Genomic DNA, 25,737 nt, shown 5'->3' with positions numbered 1-25,737 from the left:
CCGCATGGCCGACGAACTGCGCTTCTTCCTGACCGCGCTGGGATACTTCACGCGGGTGCCGTTGCCGTCGCCGCTGGCGCACTGGGTCGGCTACGAGCCGCGTTACCTGAACGCAGCCGCACGTTACTTTCCGCTCGTGGGATTGATGGTCGGCGGCGTAGCCGCCTTGGTGACGTGGGGTGCGCTGCAGTGGTGGCCGCCCGGCGTGGCGGTGCTGCTGGGCATGGCGGCCACGTTGCTCTTGACCGGCGCCTTCCATGAAGACGGGCTGGCCGATTGCGTGGATGCCTTCGGTGGCGCGTGGCGGCGCGAGGATGTGCTGCGCATCATGCACGATTCGCGCATCGGCGCGTTCGGTGCCATCGCGCTGGTGGTGGCGCTGTTGCTGAAGTGGCAACTGCTCGTGGCGATCGGTGCGCGCAGCGGGCTGGCCGAGTTGCTGATGGTGCTGGTCACCGCGCACGGCGCTAGCCGCGCCATGGCCGTGAGCTATCTTGCGACGCTGGACTATGTGCGCGACGAAGGCAAGGCCAAGCCCGTGGCGCAGCGGCCCGGCGCGTTGGGGCTGGCCTTTGCGCTGCTGTGCGGCGCCGCGCCGCTGCTGCTCGTGTCGCCAGCCTTCGCAGGCGTCGCGATTGTCGCGCTGGCGATCCTGCGCTTCGTGCTCGGCCGCTACTTCGTGCGCCGCATCGGCGGCTACACGGGCGACTGCCTCGGCATGGCCCAGCAACTGGCCGAACTGCTGATCTACCTGGTGGCCGCGGCATGGACGTGGTCCTGATCCGCCACGCGCGGCCCGACGTAGGCTCCGGCATTTGCTATGGCCGCACGGACCTGTGCCTGGCTACGCCAGTCACGCCGGCCCCGGCCGCCATCGTTGCGGCGCTGCCGACACCGCATCGCGTGCTGACCAGTCCGCTGCAGCGCGCTGCGGGCACAGCCCGGCTGCTGCTGCAGGCCTTGCCTTCGCATTCGCTGGAGCCCGAATTCGAACCGCGGCTTGCCGAGATCGACTTCGGCGCGTGGGAAGGCCGCGCGTGGGACGACATCCCACGCAGCGAACTCGATGCGCTGGCGGATGACCTGCTCGATGCCTGCCCACACGGCGGCGAAACCGCGACGCAGGCCCTGGCGCGCTTATCCGGCTGGGCGACTGCGCTGGCACAGCAGGCTTCGCCCGAAGCGTGCCTGTGGGTGGTTGGCCATGCCGGTCCGATGCGCATGCTGGCCGCGCACTGGCTCGGCTTGCCGCTGGCGACAACGCTGGGTTGGGAGCTGGGCTTCGGCGCGAACTGCCTGTTCCGTTTGGGCAACGGCATGCCGCAGCTCGCGTGGTGGAACCGCAGCGCTGTCTGATCAGCGCGCGGGCCGTCGGCTGCGCGCCATGTCGAGGTCCTTGCAGATCTCCTCGGCGCCTTGAACCACGCGCGGGCCAGCACGGCTGACGAGGTCGCCATTGATCGTGAACAGGTTGCCACGCGCGACCGCGGTGACCTGCTTCCATTTCTCCCACATGGCAAAGTCCGCCAGCGGCCGGTCCGATTGCGTGGCGCCTGTGCCTGCGGTCAGCATGACTTCCGGATTGCCGGCCACCACGGCCTCCACGGACACGGTAGGCACCAGCGGAGACTCGGCGGCAAACAGGTTGCGGCCCCCGCACAGCGCAAGCACGTCGCTCATCAGATGCTGGCCGTTCAGCGTCATCAGCGGCTGCTGCCAGACCTGGTAGAACACCGTGACGGGCGGCTTGCCCGCGTAGGTCTTGCGCAGCGTTGCCACGCGCTGGCGGAAATCCTCCGCGGCGCGGCCGGCCACGGCTCCGGTACCCAGCAGGGTGCCGAGCTTTTCGATATTTTCGGGGATGGCATCGAGCCGGCGCGGCTCGCTGTAGAACAGCGGCAGGCCGAGTGCGCGCAGGCGGTCGGTCTGCTTCTGTGCATTGCCGTGCCGCCACACCACGATCAGGTCCGGCTTGAGCGCGGCAATGCGTTCGAGGTCCAGCGCCTTGTTGTCGCCGACGCGCGGGATATCGCGCGCCTGCGGCGGATAGTCGCTGTAATGCACGGTGCCGACGATGCGCTCGCCGCCGCCCGCGGCGTAGATCAGCTCGGTCACGTGCGGGGCCAGCGATACCACGCGTCGCGCAGGCTGGGCCAGGGTGACGGTCTGGCCGGCGTCGTCGACGACGGAAATGGCGGCCATGGCCGGCGCGGCAGCGCAGAACCATGCGGCGGCAACGAGGCAGCGGACAAAGGCAATTCGATCAGGCATCGGCTTGATGAGTGAGTTCGCGGTGGTGGCGTTCAGCGGGGCAGCACGGCAGCCAGCGCGGCTTCCAGATGCCGCCACGCCTGCGGCGTATCGGGCGGCAGGCCGAGTCGCAGGCCCGGAGGGCAGTCGCCGGCGGCATCGAAGCGGCGGGTCCACACGCCATGCGCCGCCAGCGCATCGTGCAGGCGGGCTGCGTCCTCGTGGGCCACCCAGCAGAACAGTGGTTGCATCACCGGCTGCAAGCCGCAGCGGTGCAGCATGGCCGCCAGGCGCTCGCCCGATGCGGCAAGCGTGTCGCGGTTGGCAGCCTGCCAACTGGTGTCGGCCAGCGCCGCGCGTGCGATCACGCGCGCCGGCCCCGACACGGTCCAATGGCCCAGGCGCTCATCGAGCGCCTGGAGCAATGCGCGTTCGCCGAGCACGAAGCCGCAGCGGACGCCGGCCAGCCCGTAAAACTTGCCTAGCGAGCGCAGCACCACCAGTCCTGGTGTGCTGCTGTGAGCCGCGATGGAGTGTCTCGGCGTGCAGTCGATGAAGGCTTCGTCGACGATCAGGGTGCCGCCTCGCCGGGCGAGTGATGCGTGCCAGTTCAGCAGCGTTTGCGGCGGCACCAGCCGGCCGGTCGGATTGTTCGGGTTGACCACGACAAGGTGGTTCAGGCCATCCGCCAGCGAAGGCTGTGCGAAGTCCGATTCGCCGAGCAGCACGACGTCATGGCCGGCGGCAGCGAACGCGGGCGCGTACTCGCTGTAGCCGAGCGCGGCAACGCCGACGCGTCCGCGTTCCAGCAGTTGCGGCAGCGTGCGGATTGCCGCCTGCGAACCGGCGACCGGCAATGCGTGTTGCGCGCCGAATGCGTGCGCGGCGTTTTCCGCGAGGCCGTCGTCATCCTCGGGCAGGCGCTGCCATGCGTTGGCCGGAATCGGGGGGACGGGATAGCTTGTCGGATTGATGCCGGTGGACAGGTCCAGCCATTCGGCGGCAGGACGCCCATAGCGGCGCACGGCTGCCTGCAGGTCGCCGCCGTGGCGGATGAGGGGCAAGGCGGGTCTCATATCGCCAGCGGTGTGGAAAACGCGTACAGGGCCGCCGCGCTCGCGAGGGCCAGCGCAAGCCACAGCCACAACGTGCGCCGCACCAGCCGCAGGCAGGCCAGCACATGGGTGGCGTCGGGCCGGGCACCGGTGCCCAGCGGCGGACGTGCCTCGAGTTCCCCGTGGTAGCGGGCCGGGCCACCGAGCGCCACGCCAACCGCGCCGGCGCCGGCGGCCATCACCGGACCCGCGTTGGGGCTGGACCAGGCCGGCGCCTGTGTCCGCCAGCAGCGCAGGGCCTGTGCGGTGGCGCCGAGCATGGCGTAGGACAGCGCCGTCAGCCGCGCAGGCGCGAGGTTGAGGGCATCATCCAGCCGCGCGGCAGCCCAGCCGAAATACCGCAGGCGCGGCGTGCGGTAGCCCCACATGGCATCGAGCGTATTGGCCAGCCGGAACGCGATCACCGCGGGCGCACCGCCCACGAGAAACCAGAACAGCGCGCCGAAAATGGCATCGTTGCCGTTTTCCAGCGCCGATTCGCACGCGGCGCGTGCCAGCGCTTCGCTGTCGGCATCGGCCGTATCGCGCGACACGATGCGAGCGGTCAGCGCGCGCGCCGCGTCAAGGTCGGCGCGTGCCAGCGCTGCGGCGATCGGGGCGATGTGCTGTTGCAGGCTGCGCGCGCCCAGCGCGGCGTAAAGCGCCACGACGTGCACGATCCAGCCGAGCCTCGGATGCCAGTCCGTTGCGACATCGGCCAGCCATGAGGCCAGCGCCGCCGGCACCAGCACCATCAGCGACCATGCGGCGAGCCCGGCCAGTCGCTGGCGCCAGGCAGGCGTCGTTTGCGGAGAACGGTTGAAGCGGCGTTCCACGGCATTGGCGAGACGACCGAAGCCGACCAGCGGATGCCAGCGTCTCGGCTCGCCCAGCCATTGGTCCAGCAGCACGCCTGCCAGCGCGGCGGCCGCGCATGCCGGCCAGGACAGCATGGTCATGCCGGGTCGGCGCCCTTGACGGGAACGGGAATGCCGGCGACCAGCAGCCGCACGCAATCGGCGGCGGCAGCCAGCTTCTGGTTCAATCGGCCGAGTTCATCGACATAGAAGCGGGTGATGGCGCCCATCGGCACCACGCCGAAGCCGATCTCGTTCGAGACCAGGATTACATGGCCGGGCAGCGTGGGCAGGGCGTTGAGCAGCGCGTCGATTTCTTCGGCGAAGATGTCCGGCGGGGTGATCACGCCATGCTCGGGATACGCGCGGTCCTTCGGGAACAGCAGGTTGTTGAGCCACAGCGTGACGCAGTCCACCAGGATGCAGCCGTCATGGCGCGCATGCGCATAGAGCGCGTCGGCCAGGCGCACCGGCTCTTCGATCAGGTGCCAGTCGGCCGGGCGGCGGGCGCGGTGCAGCGCGATGCGCAGCTCCAGCTCCTCGTCGGTCTGGTCGGGGTCCTGGCGCGCCGTGGCAATGTAGGTGACCGGGCCGCCCCTGATGGTGGCGTGGTCGGTCGCCAGTTGCTCGGCGTAATGGCTCTTGCCCGAGCGGGCGCCGCCGAGCACCAGCGTGAGCTGGCGCGGGCCATGGCCGTTCGCGGCCCGGCGGGGCTCCGCGGCCGTGGCGGTCGCGATATCGGTGGCCGGTGTTTCCATCCGGGTATTGTAGCGGTCGCTTCCGGTCGCCGCACGGACCGGTGAGATAATCGGCCGCTATGCAAAGTGATGCTTCTGAAACTACGGACCACGTCGACACGGGTGCCCTGCGCGGCACGCTGATGGTCCAGGGCACGACTTCCGACGCCGGCAAGAGCACGATCGTCGCGGGCCTGTGCCGCGTGCTGGCCCGCGCCGGCACGCGCGTGGTGCCCTTCAAGCCCCAGAATATGGCGCTGAACAGTGCCGTGACGGCCGACGGCGGCGAGATCGGCCGCGCCCAGGCGCTGCAGGCGCTGGCCGCGGGGCTGGCGCCGCATACCGACATGAACCCGGTGCTGCTCAAGCCCAGCAGCGATACCGGCGCGCAGATCATCATCCACGGCCAGGCAAGGCTGGATCTGGACGCGCGCGCCTATCACGCGTACAAGCCCGAGGCGATGAAGGCCGTGCTGGCTTCGCACACGCGCCTGACCCAGGCCTATGACGTAGTCGTGGTGGAGGGCGCCGGCAGTCCGGCAGAGATCAACCTGCGCGACCGCGATATCGCCAACATGGGGTTTGCCGAGCGCGTCGATTGCCCGGTCGTGCTGGTGGCCGACATCGACCGCGGCGGTGTCTTCGCGCACCTCGTGGGCACGCTGGACTGCTTGTCGGACAGCGAGCGCGCGCGCGTCACCGGCTTCATCATCAACCGCTTCCGCGGCGATATCGGCCTGCTGGAGCCGGGGCTGGACTGGCTGGAGGCGCGCACCGGCAAGCCGGTGTTCGGCGTGCTGCCCTACCTGCATGGCCTGCACCTCGATGCGGAAGACGCCATCATTGGCACGCAGTCGGCCAAGCAGGGCGCATCCGAGACGCTGCTGCGCGTGATCGTGCCGGTGCTGCCGCGGATCTCGAACCATACCGATTTCGATGCGCTTCGGGCCCACCCGCAGGTGGATCTGCGCTTCATCGGGCCGGGCATGCCGGTGCCGCCCGCGGATCTCGTGATTCTGCCCGGCAGCAAGAGCGTGCGTGCCGACCTGGACTTCCTGCGTGCCAACGGCTGGGAGCCGGCGCTGCGGCGGCATCTGCGCTATGGCGGCAAGGTGATCGGCATCTGCGGCGGCATGCAGATGCTGGGCCGGCAGATCCATGATCCCGCCGGGCATGAAGGCCCGGCCGGCAGCAGCGCGGGCTTTGGCTGGCTCGACTACGAGACGACGCTCGCGCCGCACAAGCAGCTGCGCCATGTCAGCGGCCAGCTGTCAGGCGCGCAGGCGGCCGTCAGCGGCTATGAGATCCATATGGGCGTGAGCACCGGCGCCGGGCTCGATCGCCCGGCACTGTGGCTCGACGAGGGCGACGGCAAGGTGCGCCCGGATGGCGCCTGTTCCGAAGACGGCCAGGTGCTGGCGACCTACGTGCACGGCCTGTTCGACGAACCGGCGGCTTGCCAGGCGCTGCTGCGCTGGGCCGGGCTGGACGGCGCGCAGGGCGTCGACCTGGCGGCCTTGCGGGAAGCATCGATCGAGCGGCTGGCCGACAGCGTCGAAAGCCACCTCGACCTGCGCGCCATGTTCGCGCCGCTGCGCCGCTAGCGGTCGTTCGGCGGGGTAGCCAGGCCGCGGCTGGCTGCTGATACAATTGCGAATCTTTCCCATTTGCATCGCTGGGCCGGGGCAGGCACCCTACGCCATTTCCGCCAGCTTTCGCATTCCCTTCTGTCGCCCCATGGTCACTGGCCGCCTTCGCGTCGTCATCGTCAAGCTGCACCTGTATATCGGGCTGGTGTTCGGCCTATTGTTTGTCCTCATGGGGCTCACGGGCACCACCATCGCGTGGCGCGACGAGCTGGATGCGTGGCTGAACCCGGACCTGCTCGTGGCATCCGCGCCAGTGCCGATGCCGGTGTCGCCCGATACGGTCCAGGCCGTCAGCGAGCGGCTGTCAGTCCCCGGCTACGGCAGGCCCAACCTGCTGATGCTGCCGGTCGAGGAACATGGCGTCTTTGTTGCCTGGTATCCGGTCAAGGGGCCCGATGGCGCGGTGCCGGGGCGTTCGCGCCAGGTCATGATCGATCCGGTCACGCTGCAGGTGAAGGGCGAGCGCGTGTGGGGCGAGCCCGGCCTGACGCGCCAGCAGCTGCTGCCCACGCTGTTCCACCTGCATCGCTACCTGCTCGGCGGCGACACCGGCAAGACCATCACGGGCGTGGGCGGCATGATGCTGCTGATCACCGTGCTGCTCGGCATCGTGGCCTGGTGGCCGAAGCTGCGGCCGCGTTCGGTACTGCAGGCGTTCCGCATCACGCACGGCGGCTCGTGGTCGCGCTTCAACTATTCGCTGCATCGTGCGGGCGGCATCCTCGCGGCACCGGTGCTGGCGGTCATCGCCTTCTCGGGCTGGTACCTGAACCTGCCGAAATGGGTCACGCCGATCGTGTCCAGCGTGATGACGGTGACGCCGCCGGCCAGGCATGTTTCGGCGCCGGTTGAGCCCGGCGCGCGGCCACTGGGTGCGGCGCAGATAATGGCGGCCGCGCAGGCGGAATACCCGCATGCCGCTGTCACGCGCATCAGCTTCCCGCGCAAGACGGGCGATGCCTACGAAGTGCGCCTGCGCCAGCCGGGCGAGGTGCGCCAGGACAGCGGCGCCACGCGCCTGTGGCTCGATGCCTATACGGGCCGGCGGCTCGGCGTGCGCGACCCCGCCGATGCGCCGGCCGGCGACACTTTCCTGAACTGGCTGTTCCCGCTGCATACCGGCGAGGCCTTCGGCGTGCCGGGCCGCGTCTTCATTACCGTCTTCGGCCTGGCGCCGCTGACGTTCGCCATCACGGGCGTGCTGATCTGGTGGAAACGGCGGCGGGGCCACCAGCGCCATGTGATCAAGGCGGTCCAGCGGGCCGGCATGCGCGGTACCGGCAAAGCCGGCGCCTGAAATGCAAAGAGCAAGCCCGGGGGCTTGCTCTTTTTGTCTGGTGGGGCGGCGCGTGGCCACCGGGCTCAGATTTCCAGATTGTCGATAAGCCGCGTAACACCGAGCTTGGCCGCCGTCAGCACCACCAGCGGCTCGCCGGCGGCGAATTCGTCGGGCGTCGGCGCCTGCAGGTTGCTGCGCTTGCGGATGGCCACGTAGTCGGGCTTCCAGCCGCGCTGCGCCAGCGTGTCGCACGCGTTGGCCTCGACGGTCGCCAGCGCGGTGGCCGCGCGGTCGCTGCCCAGCACGGTGTCGCGCACGTCATGCAGCGTACGGTAAAGCATGGGCGCCTCGGCGCGCTCGGCTTCGGTCAGGTAGCGGTTGCGCGACGACAGCGCCAGGCCGTCCTCGGCGCGCACGGTTTCCGCCGGCACGATCTCGATCGGCAGCGCGAACTGCTGGACCATGCGGCGCACGATCATCAGCTGCTGGTAGTCCTTCTTGCCGAACACCGCCACGCGCGGCTGCGCGCACGTGAACAGCTTCATCACCACGGTACAGACACCCTTGAAGAAGCCCGGGCGGAACTCGCCCTCCAGGATGTCGCCGAGGTCGTGGGGCGGATCGATGCGGTACTCCTGCGGCTCCGGGTACATGTCGCGCTCGGTCGGCGCGAACAGCACGTACACGCCTTCCTTCTGCAGCTTTTCGATGTCGTCCTGCAGCGTGCGCGGGTACTTGTCGAAGTCCTCGTTCGGGCCGAACTGCAGGCGGTTGACGAAGATGGACGCCACCACCGGGTCGCCATGCTGGCGCGCCAGCCGCATCAGCGACAGGTGGCCTTCGTGCAGGTTGCCCATGGTGGGGACGAACGCGGCCCGGTTCTGCCCGCGCAACTGGTCACGCAGCTCGTGGATGGAGGAAATGACTTTCATGAACGTGGTGTGCTGTCGTGGTATGGGTGACCCTGGCGCCTTCTGGCGGGCGCCCCGACATGCCCGGCGCACCTTTTGCGGACGCTTCCCGGGTTGTCGGCGGATTGTAGAACATGTAGCCACGCGGCGGGCGCGGCGCGACGGGGAGGTCAGGCGGGGGTGTACGCCAATCGCACATAAATTGGCGCGAACGGCTCGGGCTGCGTGATCTCCACCAGGGACTCGCGCGCAAGCTCCAGCATGGCGATGAAGTTCACCACCACCACCGGCACGCCCTTGCCCGAGCGGATCGCGTCTTCGAACAGTTCGGTGAATTCCATGAAGCGCGCATGCTGCAGCCGGCGCAGTATCTGGCTCATGTGCTCGCGCACCGACAGTTCCTCGCGCGAGATCTTGTGGTGCTGGTTGAGCTTGGCGCGCTTGAGCACATCGGCCCAGGCCGATTGCAGGTCGATGGTTTCCACCTCCGGGAAACGCGGCGCCAGGCTCTGCTCGATATAGACCTGCGAGCGCAGGAAGTCGCGGCCCAGCTGCGGCACGGTGTCCAGGCGCTGCGCGGCCAGCTTCATCTGCTCGTATTCGAGCAGCCGGCGCACCAGCTCGGCGCGCGGATCCTCGGCATCCTCGTCGCTGTCGGCCTTCTTGACCGGCAGCAGCATGCGCGACTTGATCTCGATAAGCATGGCCGCCATCAGCAGGTACTCGGCCGCCAGCTCAAGGTTGGTCTTGCGGATTTGCTCGATGTACGACAGGTACTGCCGCGTGACCTGCGACATCGGAATGTCCAGGACGTTGAAGTTCTGCTTGCGGATCAGGTACAGCAGCAGGTCCAGCGGACCCTCGAACGCTTCCAGGAAGATCTCGAGCGCGTCCGGCGGGATGTAGAGGTCCTGCGGCAGCTTGAACAGCGGCTCGCCGTACAGGCGTGCGAACGCCATGCCGTCGACCACCTCGGCCGGGCTGCCCGATTGCGCAGGGGGCCCCGCAGGCAGTTCCACGGCAGGCTTCAGCTTGTCCTGATCGCTCTGGTTCATGGATGGCGCGCGGTAGCCGCGACGTCAGCGCGGATCAGTTGTCCAGCGAGTAGACGTAGGGCTTTTGCGACACGCGCGAGGCTTCGGCGCGGGCGCGTTCCTCGAGGTCGATCGGTTCTTTGTCCCACAGCAGGGCGCGGCCTTCGCGCTGCTCGGTCTCGAGGGCGGGACGTTCCTGCTTGAGCGACTTCAGGAACTGGGTGATTTCCGATTCGTACATGGCCATGGTGGGATTTCTGGTAATGCGCCGCGAAGGCGGCATGAAAGGTACGGTGCGGCAGGATTTTACAGTATCCCGCCCCTGGAACGGTTCGTTCGCCGTGCGCGGCTTGCCGGCGCGTTGCGTTGTGGCAGCCTCATGGTTACGGCCTTGGGCGGGGGTGTGGTCAAATACCGACTTCGTGTACTGCGCACACGCGCCATTCCCGCCCGTCGGAGCAACACCAGCGAATGAGGACCGAATCGGCCTGCATGGCGGCCACCCCTGACCGGAACACCGGGCCGGACGCGCGGCAGCGGATACCCGCGCGCCTGCGGCGGGTGCTCCTGTCCGCGCTGGCGGCGGTGTGGCTGCTGCCGGCCCACGCTACCTACAAAGTGGAGGTGGAGGCGCCCAAGCCCTTGCGCGAGATCCTGGAAAACCACCTCGACCTGTCCCGCTACAAGGACCGCACCGACCTGTCGCCCGACCAGTTCGACTATATGGTGGAGACCGTGGGCGAGCAGGTGCGCCAGTTCGCCTCGACCGAAGGGTATTTCGATCCCGTCACCACCACGCGCCTGGAGGGAGAGGGCGACAAGCGCACCGTGCATGTGATGGTCGACCCCGGCGCGCGCACGTTGATCCGCAACGTCGATATCAAGGTGGAAGGGCCGGCGGCGACACGTTCGCCCGAGCAGGTTGCCGAGGTGCAGAAGAAATGGGACCTGCCCGTCGGCAAGCCATTCCGGCAGGAAGACTGGGACAAGGCCAAGGAAGATGCACTGGTGACGCTGCAGAGCCGGAACTACTACGGGGCGCGGCTGGCCCGGTCCCAGGCGCGCATCGAACCGGATGAACTGCGCGCCGAATTGTCTGCAAGCTATGACAGCGGGCCGGCGTACCTGCTTGGGCCGTTGCACGTCAGCGGCACGCGCCGCTATCCCGAGCAGATCATCTACAACGTGAATCCGCTCAACGAAGGCGAGCCTTATCGCGTCGAGCGGTTGCTGGAATTGCAGCGCGCCATCCAGAACCAGCCCTACTTCTCGAACGTCCAGGTCGAACTGGTGCCGCCGGCCGTGCAGGCGGCCAATCCGCCCGATGGCGTGATCACCGCGCCGGTGGAGGTCAAGGTGCGCGAGTATCCCGAGCACCGGCTGAACAGCGGTGTCGGTTTCACGACCGATACCGGCGCGCAGGTGGAAGGCCGCTATTCCTACTACAACCTGTTCAACCGCGCCTGGGTGTTCGATTCGCAGGCCCGCATCGAACAGAAGCGCTCGTATCTGTTCGCCGAAACCGCCATGCCGCCGGACCGCAGCACGTTCCGCAACAGCCTGTACGGCAGCTACGAGCGCACCATCGACCTGGAGAACACCGATACCACCAGCTGGCGCGCGGGTCTGAAGCGTTCGCGCTCGCGGGAGAAGTACGACATCACGATGTCGCTGGACTTCTACTACGACAACCTGCTGCCGCAGGGCCAGCCCGCGCAGATCAGCAAGGCGCTGGTGCCGGCCTTCGCGTGGGCGCGGCGCGACGTGGACAACCCGGTCTTTCCGCGGCGCGGCAACGTGATCAGCACCCAGCTCGGCGTGGCGGCCAAGGGGCTGCTCAGCGATGCGACGTTCTTCCGCATGTACGGGCGCATCCGCCAGTACGTGCCGGTAGGCAACCGCGACCTGTTCATCGCGCGGCTGGAACTGGGCGCCAACCTCACCAGCGCCGATTCCAGCAAGATCCCGGCCACGCTGCGTTTCCGCGCCGGCGGTACCGATTCGGTGCGCGGTTATAGCTACCAGTCGATCGGCACGGCAAGCGGTTCCAGCGTGCTGCCGGCCAAGTACCTCGCCACGACCGGGCTCGAGTACCAGTACTGGTTCAAGCCCGACTGGGGCATGGCGGTGTTCTGGGATGCCGGCACGGCCGCCGACGCGCTCAACGACGTGAAGATCTTCAATGGCGTCGGTGTCGGCGCACGCTGGCGCAGCCCGGTGGGGCCGGTGCAGCTCGATATCGGCTACGGCATCCAGAAGCAGCAATTCCGTCCGCACATCTCGCTCGGGGTGGCGTTCTGATGGCCCTGGTCGACATGCCCTCGGTTCCGGGCCTCGGCGACGACGCGCCGCCGCCTGACTTGCCGCCGTCCCGGCGGCGGCGTTTCGGCCGCGTGCTGGCGTGGATCGCCGCGGGCCTGCTGGCCTTGCTGGTCGTGCTGGCGGCCGCCGGCGTGCTGGCGCTGCGTTCCGAGACCGGCACGCGGCACCTGTGGACGCTGGCCACGCGGCTGTCGGCCGGGATGCTGGCGGGCAAGTATGAAGGCGGTACGCTGTTCCAGGGCCTGCGGCTGCGCGATGTGGTGTTTGCCAGCGGTGCCACGCACGTGACGGTCGACCGGATCGACAGCAGCTGGAACATGGCGTGGTCGCCGCGGCGCTGGCACGTGGCGTGGCTGCGCATCGGCAAGGTGGAGGTGCGGCTCGGCCCCTCCACGCCGAGCACGACGCCGGCCACGATGCCGACGTCACTCGAACTGCCGCTGGCCATCGACATCGACGTACTGACGCTGGAGCGGCTGTCGCTGCGCACCAGTCCGGCGGCAACGGCGGAGCCGATGGTCTTTTCCGGGCTGGCCGGCGCCCTGCATTCCGACGGGCTGCGGCACCGCCTCAGTGTCGACCGTCTCGAGACACCGTATGGCAAGCTGGCCGCCAACGCGCAGATCGCAGCCCAGGCCCCGTTCGCGCTGAACCTGCAGGCCTTGCTGGAGGCCAGCTGGCAGAAGGAAGACTTCACGGTCAGCGCCACCGCGCAGGGTTCGCTGGACGCGTTGCGCGCCGAGCTGGAGGCCAACGGCGAGCGTATCCGCGCGCGCGCCAGCGCTGACGTAACGCCTTACGGGAAGGTGCCCTTCACGCACCTGCTGGCCGATGGCGAGCGCATCAACCCGCGGCTGTTCAGTCCGTCGGCGCCGCAGGCGAACCTGAGCGTCCATGCCGAACTGCGTCCCGTCGACGCCGCCGGGGCCCCTGCGAAGTTGCCGGCGCCAGCCTCGGCGCCGGCGTCGAGCCCCGCAGCGCCGGCCCCTGCGGCGGCACCGCTCACGGTCGCCGGCGACATCGTCGTGCGCAATCTCGAAGCGGGCCGCATCGATGCCGGCAGATTGCCGGTGCAGTCGGTGCAGGCCCACGTGCAGCTCAACGAGAAGGCGCAAGCCTTGCGCGATCTGCGCATCGCGCTGACGGGCAAGGCCGAGATCACGGGCAGCGGCTCGCTGCAGGACGGTCGCGGGGCTTTTGACCTGGACGTGCATCGCCTCAATCCCGCCGCGCTGCATGGCTCGCTGAACGAAGCCAGCCTGTCGGGCCCGCTGGCCGTGCGCCTGGAGCCGGGCCGGCAGAGCGTGGCGCTGGATCTCAGTGGCGGCGAGCTCAAGCTCTTTGCCGATGCCAGCATGGACGAGAACACGCTGACGCTGTCGGCGTTGCGCGCGACGCTGGGCGCGGGCACGCTCACGGCCGACGGCAAGCTCGGCCTGAAGGACCAGCAGGCGTTCGAGTTCAAGGGCAAGCTGGCGGCGTTCGACCCCGCGCGCCTGGCCAAGGTCGCCAGCGGCCGCATCAACGGGGACTTCAGCACGACCGGCACGCTGGCCAACGAGATTCGCGCCGCGGTGGATTTCACCGTGCGCGAGAGCGAGTACGCCGGCCTGCCGATGACCGGCGCGGGCAAGATCCGGCTGGCGGGCGAGCGGCTGCTGCCCAGCGAAGCCTCGCTCAGCATGGCCGGCAACCAGGTCGACCTGCGCGGCAGCTTCGGCGCGCGCGGCGACCGCATGCATGTGGCAGTGGATGCGCCACAGCTGGAGCGCCTGAAGTTTGGCGTGGCGGGCAAGCTCAAGCTCGATGCGGACGTGAGCGGGACGATCAAGCGGCCCGAGATCGTGGGCGACTACAGTGCGCAGGCGCTGACGTTCGGACCGCACAGCGTGGCGACGGCCAGCGGGCACGCTGAAGTGCGCGGCGGCCTCGACGGCACCCTGTCGGTGCAGCTTGCGGCGCGCGGCTACAAGGGGCCGCAGGCAAGCCTGAGCACGCTCGACGCCACGCTCAACGGCACGCAGGCCAGCCACGTTTTCGATGCCAGGGCCGCCGGCACGCTGCACCAGCGGCCGCTGCAGCTGGCGTTGTCGGGGCAGGGCGCGTGGAAGGGCCCCAAGGACGGCTGGCAAGGCACCATTCGCACGCTGGAGGAACGCAGCACGGTCAACGTAAAGCTGGCCGCGCCGACACAGCTGATGGTGGCCGACCAGCGGCTGCGCCTCGGCGCCACGCGCCTGCTGTTCGATCGTGCCGTGCTGCAGATCGACAAGCTGGACTGGGACCACGGCCGCATCCGCACGCAGGGCCATCTGGATGGCGTGCAGGTCGGCAATGTGCTGACGCTGGTCGAAACGGTGACGGGCGAGAAGCCACCGCTGCGTTCGGACCTTGTGCTCGATGGCCGCTGGAACCTGACGCTGGCGGAAACCGCCGCGGGGTTTGCCGAGATCCGCCGCCGCAGCGGCGACGTGTCGGTCAACGCAGGGCGTGGCTTCACGTCGCTGGGGCTCGGCGAGACCTCGCTGCGCGCCGATATCGCGGGCGGCAACCGCATCACGCTGCGCGGCGGCACCGTGGCCGAGCGCATCGGCAAGGTGGCCGTCGATGTGTCGGCAGGACTGGTGCCGGACCAGGGGCTGCTCAGCGTAGGGCCGGCCTCGACGCTGGGCGGCACGGTGCATGTCGACGTGCCACGGCTGAAGTCGCTGGAGGCGCTGAGCGGGCCGCAGTATGCCTTCGAAGGCAAGCTGGCGGCAGCGCTGCGGCTTTCGGGCAGCGTCGGCGCGCCGGTGCTCACGGGCACGGTCGATGGCGACAGTATTGCCCTGACGATGTATGACCTGGGCATTCGCCTGACCGATGGCATCGTGCGCATCGTGCTGGACCAGAACACGGTGGAGTTGAAGCAGGTGGAGTTCCGCGGCGGCGACGGCAAGCTCACCGCCACGGGCAACGTCAAGCTGGGCGAGGCCGATCCGAACCTGACGGCCAGGATCGTTGCCGACAAGCTGCAGTTGTTCGCGAGCCCTGAACGCACGCTGATCCTGTCGGGCAATGCGACCATCGGCAACGAGAACCGGCAGATGGCGATTCGCGGCAAGTTCCGCGTCGACCGCGGCCTGTTCGACCTGCCGAAGGCCGGCGCCCCGGTGCTCGGCGACGACGTCGTGGTGGTGCGCCGCAAGGATCAGCGCGAGCTGAAGACGGCCGCCACGCCGGCGCCGGAAGCCAAGCCCGCGAGCAAGTTCAGCCCGCTGATCGAGGTCGCCGTGGATCTCGGCAATGACTTCCGGTTCCGTGGCGCTGGGGCCGATCTCAAGCTGGCCGGGCAGATGACGGTGCTGAGCGAGCCGCTCTCGCCGATGAAAGCCACAGGCACCGTGCGCGTGAACGAGGGCACCTACGAGGCCTTCGGCCGCAAGCTGAATATCGAACGCGGTACCATCAACTTCAACGGCCCGATCGACAATCCGAATATGTACATCCGCGCGATGCGTCGCGGCCAGGAAGTCGAGGCCGGCGTGGAGGTGACCGGCACGGTGCGGCTGCCGCGCGTGCGGCTGGTGTCCGAGCCCAATGTGCCGGAGGAAGACAAGCTGTCATGGCTGATGTTCGGCTACGGCGCGGAAAGCGCCGCCGCGGGCCAGCAGAAGCAGCTTGGCGGTGCGGCTCTGGGTGGCGCCGCGCTCGGCATGCTTGGCGGCAAGGCGGGGAAGGGCGTCGTGCAGCATTTCGGGCTCGACGAGTTCTCGATCGGTCCGTCCACCGCCGGCCTGAATGACCAGCAGGTGGTGAGCGTGGGCAAGGCCGTGACCGACAAGCTCGCGGTCGGTTACGAGCAGAGCCTGACGTCGGCGTCCAACGTGGTCAAGCTGACCTGGGCGTTTTCGCGACGCTGGTCGCTGATCGCCAAGGGCGGATCCATCAACGGCCTGTCGGTCTTGTTCAACCGCCGCTTCGACAACTGGGGCGTCCTGTTCTCGGGGGCTTCGAATCGCAGCGGCACCAGAAGGAGCCAGGAGGATGGCAACCCGGAATCCGATCTCGAAGGCGCGGCACAGGCCGCTTCGGCTGCTGTCGCCGAGCCGGTCAAGCGCTGACCGTTACCCGCCAACTTATGCGTCGCCGCGACGCCTTGCCGCCATGGGACTGTTCGCTTCCTTGCTTGCGTTGTTTGGCTGCGACCAGCAGAAGGTCGATGAAGCCATGAAGAAGGCCGGCGATACCGCGCGTGCGACGTGGAACTCGGTCAAGCCGGACAGCCAGTTGTTCAAGGGCATCGAGCCGGGGCAGTCCACCGAGGACGATGTGGTGCGCCAGGCTGGCAAGCCGGAGACCGCGTGGGAGGAAGAGAACGGCGCGCGGCGGCTGGAGTATCCGCGCGGACCCGAGGGCGCAACCACGTGGATGGTGACGATCGATGCCGATGGCAAGGTAGCGCGCATCGAGCAAGTGTTGACGGCAGAGAATTTCGCACGCGTGCGGCCCGGGATGAACCAGGACCAGGTCAGGCGCATGCTTGGCAAGCCGACCAAGGTTGAGAAATTCGCGCTGAAGAAAGAGGAGGTGTGGGGCTACCGGTGGTGGGAGTCGTCACAGGAAAAGGCCTTCTTCAATGTGCACTTCAATCCCGACGGCATGGTCACGACGACGTCCCGCAGCGACGATCCGTCCCGCATGGGAGGCGGATGATGGCCCGGCCGCGATAAAAAAAGGCGGCAGCCCGAAGGCGCCGCCGTTTTGCTTTGCCGCGAGGCGGGTCAGCCGATCCGCATTCCCGGCACCGCCCCACTGTGCGGTTCCAGGATGTAAAGGCCCGGACTGGCCTTCTCATCCGCCGCCGACGCGGCCAGCACCATCCCTTCCGACACCCCGAACTTCATCTTGCGCGGCGCCAGGTTGGCGACCACCACGGTCAGCTTGCCCACCAGCTGTTCCGGCGAGTAGGCCGACTGGATGCCCGAAAACACGTTGCGCGTGCGGCCTTCGCCCAGGTCGAGCGTAAGCTGCAGCAGCTTGCTGGAGCCTTCCACCTTCTGGCATTCGACGATCTTCGCGACACGCAAATCGATCTTGGCAAAATCGTCGATCGTGATGGTGTCCGCGACCGGCTCGATCGATGCGGCCGATGCCGATGCGGCCGGCGCCGCAGCCTGCAGCGATTCGCGGTTGGCGGCCAGCAGTGCATCGACCTGCTTGGCATCGACACGGGTCATCAGGTGCTGGTACGGCTGCACCGGGCTCGAGGCCGACAGCTGCTTGTCGATCGCGCGCCAGTCGAGCGGCTCGACGTTGAGGAAGCGCTCGACGCCGGCGGCCATCGCCGGCACCACCGGCTTCAGGTAGACCGTCAGCAGGCGGAACGCTTCCAGCGACACCGAGCACGCGGCGTGCAGCGCGTCGCGCTTGGCTTCGTCCTTGGCCAGTTCCCACGGCTTTTCGGTATCGACGAAGGCATTGACGGCGGCGGTCAGCTCCATCACCAGGCGTAGCGCCTTGCTGTATTCGCGCGCTTCATACAGCTGGGCGACCTGCGGCGCGGCTTCGCGCAGCTGCTTGAGCAGCGGATGTGCCAGCGCGGTTTCGTTGACCTTGCCTTCGAAGCGCTTGACCAGGAAACCGGCTGCGCGGCTGGCGATGTTGACGTACTTGCCGATCAGGTCGCTGTTGACCCGGGCGATGAAGTCGTCCAGGTTCAGGTCCAGGTCTTCCATGCTCGCATTGAGCTTGGCGGCGAAGTAGTAGCGCAGCCACTCCGGGTTCATGCCGGTGTCGACATAGCTCTGCGCGGTGATGAAGGTGCCGCGCGACTTGCTCATCTTGGCGCCATCCACCGTCAGGAAGCCGTGCGCGAACACGTTGGTCGGCGTGCGGTAGCCCGAGAAGCGCAGCATGGCCGGCCAGAACAGCGTGTGGAAATACAGGATGTCCTTGCCGATGAAGTGGTACTGCTCGGCCGTGGAGTGCGGGCCGACCCAGGCGTCGAAGTCGATGCCCTTCTTCTCGGCCAGGTTCTTGAAGCTTGCGTAGTAGCCGATCGGCGCGTCCAGCCACACATAGAAGTACTTGCCCGGTGCGCCGGGGATCTCGAAGCCGAAGTAAGGCGCGTCGCGCGAGATGTCCCAGTCGGACAGGGTCGAGGCTTCGCCTTCGCTGCCCAGCCATTCCTGCATCTTATTGGCGGCTTCGGGCTGCGCCAGGTCGGCCACCCACTCGCGCAGGAAAGTTTCGCAGCGCGGGTCGGACAGCTTGAAGAAGAAGTGCGTGGACGACTTGCGCACCGGCGTGGCGCCGGACACCACCGAGTACGGGTTCTTCAGGTCGGTCGGCACGTAGGTGGTGCCGCACACTTCACACGAGTCGCCGTACTGGTCCTTGGCGCCGCACTTCGGGCATTCTCCCTTGATGAAGCGGTCCGGCAGGAACATGTTCTTGACCGGGTCGAAGAACTGCTCGACCTCGCGCTCGGCGATCAGGTCGTCGGCCTTCAGGGCCAGGTAGATCTTTTCGCACAGCGCGCGGTTTTCTTCCGCGTCGGTGCTGTAGTAGTTGTCGAACGACACCAGGAAGCTGTCGAAGTCGCGCTTGTGCTCGTTCCAGACGCGGTCGATCAGTTGCTTGGGCGAAATGCCTTCCTTCTCGGCCCGCAACATGACCGGCGTGCCGTGCGTGTCGTCGGCGCCGACGTAGTAGACCTCGTTGCCCATCATGCGCTGGAAGCGCACCCAGATGTCAGTCTGGATGTACTCCACCAGGTGGCCGATATGAATCTGGCCGTTGGCATATGGCAGGGCAGATGTAACGAGGATACGACGTGCGGTCATGGAAAAGAGCCGGTGGGGATGACGGGGAAGCGATCTGCGACGGCAGCCGCGGCGAGGCCGGGCGCCGGCTGCGAAAGGGCTATTCTAGCAAGCACCGCCCGGCGCGACCGGTATTGCGCATGGTGAAAGCGGCGCCGATCGAATGGTGATGCTTGGCGCACTCCAGGTCCTGCGGCCAAAAAAAAAGCGCCGGTCAGCGCCGGCGCAGCTTTCCACAACGGAAAAGGAGGAGAAATCAGGTACCGCCCGGGAGGTCAGCCACCCATCGCGAGCCAGCAACGGTGGCAAGCGGTACCTGTTTCTATGACCGGGTCATCCCTGAATTGGTTTCAAAAAAATTTCAACGCGGCGATTTTGTGCCCGTCCGGCCTCGGTGGCGTTGTCCGCCACGGGTTGGGTCTGGCCCCGGCCCTCGGCGGAGAGACGGTTGCGGGCGACTCCGCGGTCACCCAGGTAGCCCGCCACGCTCTGGGCGCGGCGCTGGGACAGCTGCATGTTGTATTGCGCGTTGCCGGTGCTGTCGGTATGGCCGACGACGTTGGCGCTGACATCCTGGTGCTGCCCCAGCGTCTGGGCCACCTGGTCCAGCACCGAGCGGAACGACGGCTTGATGGTGGCGCTGTCGGTATCGAACGTGACCTGGCTCGGGATATTGACCTTGAGCGAGCCGTCCGGCTGTTCCGTGATCTGCGTCCCGGTGCCGGCCGTGTCCTTGTTCAGCTTGCCGCGGATGGCGTTCCAGTTGTAGCCGGCAGTACCGCCGAGGGCGCCGCCCACTGCCGCGCCGACCAGCGTGCCAGTGGTATTGCCACCGATCAGGTTGCCCAGGCCTGCGCCTACTGCAGCGCCCACGCCGGTCCCGACGGCCGTGTGGGTCTGTTGTTCGGTGGCGCAGCCGGCGGCCAGAACCGTGACCGCGGCGAGCGAGATGGTGGCGAACTTGAATTTCATGCTTTCTCCTTCTGAATGTTCCCGTAGAAGTATTTTGGATTGCTGCAACGAGGATGGTAACGCCGATAGTAACGCCCGGCGCACCCGCCATGCCCCCGCACGATCCGGATAGGCACGGCGGGGCCTTGTGCAAACACTGCGGCACTACAATATGGATATGGCGGTGCGCGCACAAGTGCAAGCTTGTGAGATTTGTAAATGTCTGTAATCCCACAAAGCCCGAAAGGGCTTGGGCGCCGATTCGCGGTCCTGATGGCCGCTGCTGCATACTTTGATACATTAGTCCGTCCCCACCCCTCACCATCACAGCGGAGTTTGTCTTGAGCCTCAGCACTGAACAGGTCACGGAAGTCCTGCGTACGGTCATCGACCCCAACACGGGCAAGGACCTGGTGTCCACCCGCTCGGCCAGGAATATCCGCGTCGACGGCGGCGACGTGTCGCTGGAGGTGGAACTGGGCTACCCGGGCAAGAGCCAGTTCGAGCCGATCCGCAAGCTGGTGGTGGCTGCCGTGCGGCAGCTCCCCGGCGTCAGCAATGTGAGCGTCAGCGTCAGCATGAAGATCGTCGCCCACGCCGTGCAGCGCGGCGTCAAGCTGCTGACCGGCGTGAAGAACGTGATCGCGGTGGCCTCGGGCAAGGGCGGTGTCGGCAAATCGACCACGGCGGTCAACCTGGCACTGGCCCTGTCCGCCGAAGGCGCGCGCGTAGGCATGCTCGATGCCGACATCTACGGTCCCAGCCTGCCGATGATGCTGGGCATCGACGGCCGGCCGGAGTCCTCCGACGGCCAGACCATGGAGCCGCTGGAAGGCCACGGCCTGCAGGCCAACTCGATCGGCTTCCTGATCGAACAGGACAACCCGATGGTATGGCGCGGCCCGATGGTCACGTCGGCGCTGGAACAGCTGCTGCGCCAGACCAACTGGCATGACCTGGATTACCTGATCGTCGACATGCCCCCCGGCACTGGCGACATCCAGCTCACGCTGTCGCAGAAGGTGCCCGTGACCGGCGCGGTGATCGTGACCACGCCGCAGGACATCGCGCTGCTGGACGCCAAGAAGGGCCTCAAGATGTTCGAGAAGGTGGGCATTCCCATCCTGGGCATCGTCGAGAACATGGCGGTGTACTGCTGCCCGAACTGCGGCCATGTCGAGCATATCTTTGGCCAGGGTGGCGGCGAGAAGATGTGCGCCGACTACGGCGTGGACCTGCTGGGCAGCCTGCCGCTGAACCTGTCGATCCGCGAGCAGGCCGATTCGGGCCGCCCCACGGTGGTCGCCGACCCCGACAGCCCGGTGGCGGAGCTGTATCGCGGCATCGCGCGCAAGGTGGCCATCAAGGTGGCCGACAAGGCGCGCGATATGACCAGCAAGTTCCCCAGCATCGTCGTGCAGAACACCTGAGGCCAACGCCATGGACATGCCCGCGCCGCAAGCCCGTCCCGCCGTCACCATGGCGGTGGTCATGCGAAGGGTGGCGCTGGCAAGTCGCTGGCAGTCCTGGAAATGGGAGCTGGAAGCCGTCTGGCCCGACCTGGGCGAGTTCGGCGCCACGCCCATGTGCCTGGAACAGGACGAGCACGGCGCGCGCTGGCTCTATCCCGGTTTCGAGGTCGCGCTGTTCCATGACCAGGGCGAAGGCTACTACCTCAACCTCACCTCCACGCAGCCCTGCTGGTTCGTGCACTGGCGCATGCAGGAAGAGGTTCCCGCGGACGAGGCACGGCCCGTGCCGGTCACCGTGTCGCTGTCCTACAACGAAGCGGGGCGCTGGCTCGATGCCGGCGAAACCGTGGAGAACGTGCCGCTTGCACCCGAACAGCGCGAATGGCTGCAGGCTTACGTCGACCAGAACTACCGTCCCGAACCGAAGCAGCGTCGCCGGCCCGAGTCGTTCAAGGCGCCGGAGGATCGCGCGCGCTACTGACGGCCGCCGGCCATGAGCGAATCGTCCTTCCTGTCACGCTGGTCGCGCCGCAAGGCCGCGGTGCGGGAGGGCGCTTCCGTGCCGGACGAGCCGCCGGGTGCCGAACCGGTTCAGCCCGAGCCGCTGCCCGCTGTCGACGCGCAGGTCCCTGCAACGCCCGCCGAAGCGCCGGTTGATCTCCCCACCATGGCGGATGTGGCGCAGCTGCGACCCGGCGACAACATAGCGCGCTTTGTCGCGCGCGGCGTGGACGAGGGCGTCAAGCGTGCCGCGCTCAAGACCTTGTTTGCCGATCCGCACTTCAATGTGATGGATGGCCTCGACACCTATATCGACGACTACGGCAAGCCGGACCCGATTCCGCCGGATGTGCTGCGGCGCCTGACCCAGTCCAGGACGCTGGGATTGTTCGATGACGTGGAGGCCGCGGAAGCCCCGCAAGCGGCAGGGTCCGCGGGGTTGCCGGAATCCGCGGCAGCGTCCGTCCCAGCCTTGCCGGACACGGAACCGGACGATGCCGAAGTCCACGTGCCATCCGTCGAGTCCGTAGCACCAGACCCGGACAAGCACGCGTAGCTCGCAGCATACGCCAGGCCTACAATAGGTCTCCCACAATTCCCGGCCTGCAGACCCTCGCAAGAAAGGGTGCCCGGGCCGGTCAGCCGCATTCGCCATGCCGACGCTGATCTGCAATTGCAATGACACCATGCCGCTCGACGCAGCGGCGCTGTCCCAGGCCAACGGTGCCAACGGTGAGCCACTGAAGGTTCACCGGCTGCTGTGCCGCAGGGAGATCGGCGCTTTCACCGCCGCGCTCGACGGCACCGATGATGTGATCGTCGCCTGCACGCAGGAGCGGCAGCTGTTCACTGAAGTCGCGGCACAGGCCGCGCGCGGCGCCGATGGCCGCGCCGTGGTGGCCGCGCCCGTGCGCTTCGTGAATATCCGCGAGACTGGCGGCTGGTCCCAGGGCGCCAGGCGCGACCCGAAAACCGCCAACGCGAAGATCGCCGCCTTGCTGGCCGTGGCCGCCTTGCCCGAGCCGGATCCAGTGCCGGTGGTGGACTACCGCTCCGAAGGCGCCGTGCTTGTGATGGGCCCCGCCGACCGCGCCTTGCCGTGGGCCGGGCGTCTCGCGGCCATGGCGCTCGAAGTCACCGTGCTGCTGCCCTCCGATGCAACGTCACACGGCCGCGTGGAACCCGGTATCGCGCCCGCGGATCGCGCCTACCCCGTCCACAGCGGCACGCTGAAGACCCTGGCCGGCTGGCTCGGCGCCTTTGCGGCCACCTGGGAGACCGGTGCGGGCCGCGCGAATCCCATCGATCTCGATCTCTGCACGCGGTGCAATGCCTGCATCGAAGCCTGCCCGGAACAGGCGATCGACTTCAGCTACCAGATCGACCTGGACCGTTGCCGCGCGCACCGCGATTGCGTGCGGGCATGCGGCGCGGCGGCCGCGATTGACTTCGACCGGCCGCCGGCGATCAGCGAGGGCCGCTTCGACCTGGTCTTCGATCTCAACGATGCGCCGGCCTTCACGATGCACGAGCCGCCGCAAGGCTACCTGCATGCCGGCGCGGATGCGCTGCGCCAGCAGCAACAGGCGCTGGCGCTGACGCAACTGGTCGGCGAATTCGAGAAGCCCAAGTTCTTCCGCTACAAGGAAAGCCTCTGCGCTCACGGCCGCAACCAGACCACCGGCTGCACCGCGTGTATCGACATCTGCTCGACGCAGGCCATCCGTTCGCAATGGCATGACGGCAAGGGCCGCATCGAGGTCACGCCCAATCTGTGCATGGGCTGCGGCGCGTGTACCACGGTGTGCCCGAGCGGCGCGATCAGCTACGCGTATCCGGGGCCGGAGATGCTGGGCACGCGCTTGCGCACGCTGCTGTCGGCCTACCGGTCGGCGGGCGGGCGCGATGCCGTGGTGTTGCTGCACGGGGAAGCGACCGGCACGCCGGCCATCCTGGCGCTGGGGCGCGCCGCGCGCGCCGGGCGGGCGCAAGGCGTGCCGCCGAACGTGATGCCGGTGCAGGTGTTTCATCCGGCTTCGGCAGGGCTGGAACTCTGGCTGGCGGCGCTGTGCTGGGGCGCGGCGCGCGTGGCGGTGCTGCTGACCGGCGACGAGGCGCCGCAGTACCGCACCGCGTTGATCGGGCAGATCGATGTCGCGCGGTCGCTGCTGGCCGGGCTCGGCTACGACGGCGAGGCCGTGTCGCTGGTCGAGGCGAACGATGCGGCGTCGCTGGACCAGGGGCTTGCCGCGCTGCGCCCCGCGCGGCAAGCGTTGCCGCCCGCGCCATTCGGTGCCGTGGCTGCCAAGCGCGAGATGCTCGAGTTTGCGCTCGACCACCTCGTGCGGCACGCGCCGGTCCCGGCCGACATCGTGCCGCTGCCTGCAGGAGCACCGTTCGGGGCGGTGGCGGTCGACACGGCGGCTTGCACGCTCTGCATGGCCTGCGTCGGCGCGTGCCCGACCCAGGCCCTGCGTGACAACCCGGAGCGCCCGGTGCTTGGCTTCCTGGAGCGCAACTGCGTGCAGTGCGGCCTGTGCGAGAAGACCTGCCCGGAGAACGCGGTCACGCTTGTGCCACGCCTGCTGACCGGCGATGCCGCGCGGCGCGCCGTCACGCTCAATGAATCGCAGCCGTTCCATTGCGTGCGCTGCGCCAAGCCGTTCGGCACCGCGCAGATGGTGGAGGCGATGCTGGTGCGCCTGGCCGGACACCCGGCCTTTGCCGGCGCGGCCGCCGAGCGCCTCAAGATGTGCCCCGATTGCCGGGTAGTCGACATGATGGAGCGCGACCCGGGGGCGATCAGCGGCGCCACGCTCCGGTAAGCATTTCCGCCCAGACAAGAAACATCACGACATGACAGAGTTCCAGACGATCCAGCTGACCGCCGCGCCCGAAGACGATACCGAGGACATTGCCCGCGCCGATTTGTATGGCCTGCTGGCCACGCTGTTCTATCGCGCGCCGGACGCGGCGCTGCTCCATCACATCGCCGCCAACCGCGCGCCGGACGACAGTTCGGGCACGATACTCGGCCAGGCGTGGAACGCATTGTGCGATGCGGCGTCGACCACCAGCGAGGCCGAGGCCGCCGACGAGTACCGTGAACTGTTCCTCGGCGTGGGGCGCCAGGAGGTCTTCCTGTACGGCTCCTTTTACCTCACCGGCTTCCTGAACGAGCGTCCGCTGGTGGTCCTGCGTGACGACCTGGCCCGCTATGGGCTGGTCCGGCACGACAATGTCAGCGAAACCGAGGACCACGTCGCCGCGCTGTGCGAGGTGATGCGTTTCCTCGTGGGGGGCGATGATGTCGCCGTGTCCAACCTCGGCGAACAACAGCGCTTCTACGCGCAGCACCTGCAGCCGTGGATCGGGAAATTGTGCGATGCACTAAGCGGCCATCCGAAAGCGCGCTTCTATCGCAGCGTTGCCGGATTGATGCAGGCCTTCACGGATGTCGAGGCCATGGCGCTCGAAATGCATTGATTGCATTGTCTTCCGTAATAGGGATTAACCCGGTAACTCCATGGTTTTTCAGCGATATTGCACCTAGAATATGCATAACAACGCATAACGGCTGAATCATCGGCATGCCTGTGCCGAACCCGAGGAGTGCCTCACATGAAAGAGAAGCAACCCAGGGTCGCGCGCCGCGGTTTTCTTGCGGGCGCTGGAGTTGTTGCTGCCGCCGCCGGCGCAGCGTCGCTGACCGCGCGGGGTCCCGCCGTGCCGGTCCAGAGCGCGGCCATCCCGGAGCCCACCGACGTGTCGTCGGACCAAGCGGGCTACCGGGTGTCCGAGCACATTCGCAAGTACTACCGCACCACGCTGGTGTGAGCACGCCGGCGGGCCGGGCCATCCGGCGGCGCCAGTC

22 protein-coding genes are annotated in these 25,737 nt (G+C 67.8%); 13 read left to right on the top strand and 9 right to left on the bottom strand.

Annotated elements, in window-relative coordinates; all coding sequences use genetic code 11:
• Positions 1-4: 4 nt before the first annotated feature.
• Together AC3FKG_RS01485 and AC3FKG_RS01480 are read left to right on the top strand one after the other, a co-directional pair.
• Positions 5-781: an adenosylcobinamide-GDP ribazoletransferase gene (locus AC3FKG_RS01485; protein ID WP_488742252.1), complete on the top strand. Its 777-nt coding sequence runs from the start codon at positions 5-7 to the stop codon at positions 779-781.
• Entirely contained in the window at positions 766-1,356 is a 591-nt protein-coding gene (locus AC3FKG_RS01480; RefSeq protein ID WP_488742251.1) for a histidine phosphatase family protein, read from the top strand. The genes AC3FKG_RS01485 and AC3FKG_RS01480 overlap by 16 nt, the downstream gene beginning before the upstream one ends.
• Here the strand turns inward: AC3FKG_RS01480 and AC3FKG_RS01475 are convergent, their stop codons facing one another.
• The 4 genes from AC3FKG_RS01475 to cobU are packed head-to-tail and all read right to left on the bottom strand — an operon-like array spanning position 1,357 to position 4,959.
• Positions 1,357-2,271 (bottom strand): cobalamin-binding protein, encoded by a 915-nt coding sequence (locus tag AC3FKG_RS01475; RefSeq protein WP_488742250.1) that lies wholly within the window; start codon positions 2,269-2,271, stop codon positions 1,357-1,359.
• A 32-nt stretch (positions 2,272-2,303) separates the two neighbouring features.
• Positions 2,304-3,326 carry a threonine-phosphate decarboxylase CobD gene (gene cobD, locus AC3FKG_RS01470; protein WP_488742249.1) on the bottom strand — a complete coding sequence of 341 codons (1,023 nt, stop codon included), beginning with the start codon at positions 3,324-3,326 and terminating at the stop codon, positions 2,304-2,306.
• Positions 3,323-4,303, bottom strand: coding sequence for an adenosylcobinamide-phosphate synthase CbiB (cbiB, locus tag AC3FKG_RS01465; RefSeq protein WP_488742248.1), 981 nt, complete (start codon positions 4,301-4,303; stop codon positions 3,323-3,325). The genes cobD and cbiB overlap by 4 nt, the downstream gene beginning before the upstream one ends.
• A complete protein-coding gene (gene cobU, locus AC3FKG_RS01460) occupies positions 4,300-4,959 on the bottom strand; it encodes a bifunctional adenosylcobinamide kinase/adenosylcobinamide-phosphate guanylyltransferase (protein WP_483709041.1) in 660 nt (219 codons plus the stop codon). Before cobU ends, cbiB begins: the two co-directional genes overlap by 4 nt.
• 122 nt (positions 4,960-5,081) lie before the next feature.
• Here cobU and AC3FKG_RS01455 point away from each other — a divergent pair, with 122 nt between their 5' ends.
• Complete coding sequence (locus AC3FKG_RS01455; RefSeq protein ID WP_488742410.1) at positions 5,082-6,542, top strand: cobyric acid synthase; 1,461 nt, start codon at positions 5,082-5,084, stop codon at positions 6,540-6,542.
• Between the two features lie 133 nt (positions 6,543-6,675).
• Positions 6,676-7,884 (top strand): PepSY-associated TM helix domain-containing protein, encoded by a 1,209-nt coding sequence (locus tag AC3FKG_RS01450; protein WP_488742247.1) that lies wholly within the window; start codon positions 6,676-6,678, stop codon positions 7,882-7,884.
• A 65-nt stretch (positions 7,885-7,949) separates the two neighbouring features.
• Here AC3FKG_RS01450 and panC read toward each other — a convergent pair whose 3' ends face one another.
• The 3 genes from panC to AC3FKG_RS01435 all read right to left on the bottom strand — a co-directional run bounded on the left by panC (position 7,950) and on the right by AC3FKG_RS01435 (position 10,058).
• Positions 7,950-8,798, bottom strand: coding sequence for a pantoate--beta-alanine ligase (gene panC, locus AC3FKG_RS01445; RefSeq protein WP_488742246.1), 849 nt, complete (start codon positions 8,796-8,798; stop codon positions 7,950-7,952).
• Positions 8,799-8,947: 149 nt separating this feature from the next.
• Entirely contained in the window at positions 8,948-9,832 is an 885-nt protein-coding gene (locus AC3FKG_RS01440; RefSeq protein ID WP_483709036.1) for a segregation and condensation protein A, read from the bottom strand.
• A 34-nt stretch (positions 9,833-9,866) separates the two neighbouring features.
• Positions 9,867-10,058: a DUF3460 family protein gene (locus AC3FKG_RS01435; protein ID WP_483709034.1), complete on the bottom strand. Its 192-nt coding sequence runs from the start codon at positions 10,056-10,058 to the stop codon at positions 9,867-9,869.
• 224 nt (positions 10,059-10,282) lie between these two features.
• Here AC3FKG_RS01435 and AC3FKG_RS01430 point away from each other — a divergent pair, with 224 nt between their 5' ends.
• From AC3FKG_RS01430 to bamE, 3 genes are read left to right on the top strand one after another with little or no spacing between them, the layout of a single operon-like run.
• Positions 10,283-12,112, top strand: coding sequence for an autotransporter assembly complex protein TamA (locus tag AC3FKG_RS01430; RefSeq protein WP_483709033.1), 1,830 nt, complete (start codon positions 10,283-10,285; stop codon positions 12,110-12,112).
• Entirely contained in the window at positions 12,112-16,236 is a 4,125-nt protein-coding gene (locus AC3FKG_RS01425) for a translocation/assembly module TamB domain-containing protein (RefSeq protein ID WP_488742245.1), read from the top strand. Before AC3FKG_RS01430 ends, AC3FKG_RS01425 begins: the two co-directional genes overlap by 1 nt.
• A gap of 43 nt (positions 16,237-16,279) precedes the next feature.
• Entirely contained in the window at positions 16,280-16,828 is a 549-nt protein-coding gene (gene bamE, locus AC3FKG_RS01420) for an outer membrane protein assembly factor BamE domain-containing protein (RefSeq protein ID WP_483709030.1), read from the top strand.
• 68 nt (positions 16,829-16,896) lie between these two features.
• Here the strand turns inward: bamE and metG are convergent, their stop codons facing one another.
• Both metG and AC3FKG_RS01410 read right to left on the bottom strand, forming a co-directional pair.
• Positions 16,897-18,960 carry a methionine--tRNA ligase gene (gene metG / locus AC3FKG_RS01415; RefSeq protein ID WP_488742244.1) on the bottom strand — a complete coding sequence of 688 codons (2,064 nt, stop codon included), beginning with the start codon at positions 18,958-18,960 and terminating at the stop codon, positions 16,897-16,899.
• 312 nt (positions 18,961-19,272) lie between these two features.
• Positions 19,273-19,911: a YiaD family glycine zipper/OmpA-like lipoprotein gene (locus AC3FKG_RS01410; RefSeq protein ID WP_483709028.1), complete on the bottom strand. Its 639-nt coding sequence runs from the start codon at positions 19,909-19,911 to the stop codon at positions 19,273-19,275.
• 320 nt (positions 19,912-20,231) lie between these two features.
• Here AC3FKG_RS01410 and apbC point away from each other — a divergent pair, with 320 nt between their 5' ends.
• From apbC to AC3FKG_RS01380, 6 genes are all read left to right on the top strand, one after another.
• The gene (apbC, locus tag AC3FKG_RS01405) at positions 20,232-21,320 is read left to right on the top strand and encodes an iron-sulfur cluster carrier protein ApbC (protein WP_483709027.1); all 1,089 of its coding nucleotides are present in this window, start codon (positions 20,232-20,234) and stop codon (positions 21,318-21,320) included.
• Between the two features lie 10 nt (positions 21,321-21,330).
• Entirely contained in the window at positions 21,331-21,843 is a 513-nt protein-coding gene (locus AC3FKG_RS01400; protein WP_488742243.1) for a DUF3305 domain-containing protein, read from the top strand.
• A gap of 12 nt (positions 21,844-21,855) precedes the next feature.
• A complete protein-coding gene (locus AC3FKG_RS01395; RefSeq protein WP_488742242.1) occupies positions 21,856-22,419 on the top strand; it encodes a DUF3306 domain-containing protein in 564 nt (187 codons plus the stop codon).
• A gap of 97 nt (positions 22,420-22,516) precedes the next feature.
• A complete protein-coding gene (locus tag AC3FKG_RS01390; protein WP_488742241.1) occupies positions 22,517-24,688 on the top strand; it encodes a 4Fe-4S dicluster domain-containing protein in 2,172 nt (723 codons plus the stop codon).
• 31 nt (positions 24,689-24,719) lie between these two features.
• Positions 24,720-25,349: a TorD/DmsD family molecular chaperone gene (locus AC3FKG_RS01385; protein ID WP_488742240.1), complete on the top strand. Its 630-nt coding sequence runs from the start codon at positions 24,720-24,722 to the stop codon at positions 25,347-25,349.
• A gap of 135 nt (positions 25,350-25,484) precedes the next feature.
• Entirely contained in the window at positions 25,485-25,700 is a 216-nt protein-coding gene (locus tag AC3FKG_RS01380) for a formate dehydrogenase (protein WP_483709021.1), read from the top strand.
• Positions 25,701-25,737: the final 37 nt, after the last annotated feature.

The sequence above is a fragment of the Cupriavidus sp. 22TCCZM04-2 genome, from assembly GCF_057798895.1.
This window is presented reverse-complemented; position numbering and strand designations above follow the sequence as displayed.